The organism is Specibacter sp. AOP5-B1-6 (assembly GCF_052376555.1).
Lineage (GTDB): Bacteria > Actinomycetota > Actinomycetes > Actinomycetales > Micrococcaceae > Specibacter.
This window is the reverse complement of the sequence record NZ_JBQSVT010000131.1, coordinates 1-323: the sequence shown is the minus strand read 5'-3', so window position 1 is coordinate 323 and position 323 is coordinate 1. Positions and strand designations below refer to the sequence as shown.

At 62.8% G+C, this 323-nt stretch carries 1 protein-coding gene; it reads right to left on the bottom strand.

Translation table 11 applies throughout. The annotated features are described in order from the left end of the window. Positions 1-323: HNH endonuclease (locus tag ACT3TS_RS19790; protein ID WP_444533232.1), on the bottom strand; the 323-nt coding region annotated here is incomplete at both ends.

Genomic DNA, 323 nt, shown 5'->3' with positions numbered 1-323 from the left:
GGTGTTTGGCTGGGGTCGATCAGGTAGGGAGCGGTGAAGTACGGGGTCCCGGTGATTAGTTTCATGGTCCAGTCGCTGTGATGGATCAAGCCGTGGTGGCGGCTGCAGAGCAGGGCCCCGTTCTCGATGCTGGTTTCTCCGCCCTCTTGCCAGGGAAGGATGTGGTGGGCTTCGCACCAGGTTGCCGGGGCCCGGCAGTCGATGAAACAACAGCCCAAATCACGGGCGAGCAGGAGCTTGCGCTGTGCCGGGGTGAACAGGCGCTGGGTCCGGCCGACACTGAGGATTTCCTGACCTTCCCCCATGCCGAGGCGGATGATTTC